2 protein-coding genes are annotated in these 1,039 nt (G+C 46.8%); one reads left to right on the forward strand and one right to left on the reverse strand.

The annotated features are described in order from the left end of the window. On the reverse strand, positions 1-392 hold a 392-nt coding region (locus A3729_RS17765; protein WP_231877459.1), incomplete at its 3' end, for a GDSL-type esterase/lipase family protein. On the opposite strand from A3729_RS17765, the gene A3729_RS17770 reads away from it, so the two are divergent. Next, positions 372-1,039: ABC transporter ATP-binding protein (locus A3729_RS17770; protein ID WP_068634140.1), on the forward strand; the 668-nt coding region annotated here is incomplete at its 3' end. The genes A3729_RS17765 and A3729_RS17770 overlap by 21 nt on opposite strands.

Raw genomic sequence — 1,039 nt, forward strand, 5'->3', positions numbered from 1 at the left:
AGTTCAATAATGACGATAACGGGCTGATGAGTTGATAAGGCCTTACCTAAACGATAACGGCCACCGGTAGTGGTATCACCGCTGATACTTGCATTGATCACGCGATAGTTATCGCCCAGCTCACGCTGCATCAGCGCTACCCAGCCCTTACTCTTATCCAAACCAAAGGCCGCGCTAATACTGTCACCCACCACTAGAATGCTTGCAGCCTTTTGAACTGGAACAGTATTTTTTACCGGTAACGGTTTTTCTATTTCCGCCGCATACGTTAAGCTGCTTAGTAGAAGCAGGCAGCCAATAATAAAATAACGACCTAGCTGCATGTGCATCGCAAACCCCATTCTGTTTAGACAACTATTTTGTGATTGAATATGCCTGAAAATAGCACTCAAGAAAATCTCCTACTGAAACTCAATAATGTATGTAAGTCGGTCAATACCGGTTCAGAACAGCTTGATATCTTGCAAGGCATTCAACTTGAAATCAAGCAAGGAGAATCTGTCGCCATCGTTGGCGCGTCAGGTAGCGGCAAATCAACAATGCTAGGAATTATGGCCGGGCTTGATGAAAGTTCATCAGGCGAAGTCTACCTCTTGGGCGAAGCGTTACACCAGTTAAATGAAGATCAACGATCATCTGTCAGAGCAAAGGGGGTAGGCTTTGTCTTTCAAAGCTTCCAGCTGCTTCCCGGCCTGACGGCCTATGAAAATGTCAGCCTGCCGATAGAAATGTCTGGCAGGTATAACGCCCGCCAAACTGAAGAGAAAACACTAGACTGGCTGGACAAGGTTGGCCTGAGCCATCGAATCCATCACTACCCTAAACAGCTTTCGGGTGGTGAACAACAACGTGTTGCTATCGCTCGAGCCTTCTCTTCTGAGCCAAAAATATTGTTTGCAGACGAGCCTACCGGCAATCTCGACAGTAATACAGGGCAACAAATTGTAGAACAGCTTTTTTCCTTGAACTCTCAGTTGGGAACAACCCTTGTACTCGTAACGCATGACGAACAACTAGCTAAGCGCTGCGCCCGAACCGT

The sequence above is a fragment of the Oleiphilus sp. HI0043 genome (genome assembly GCF_001634935.1).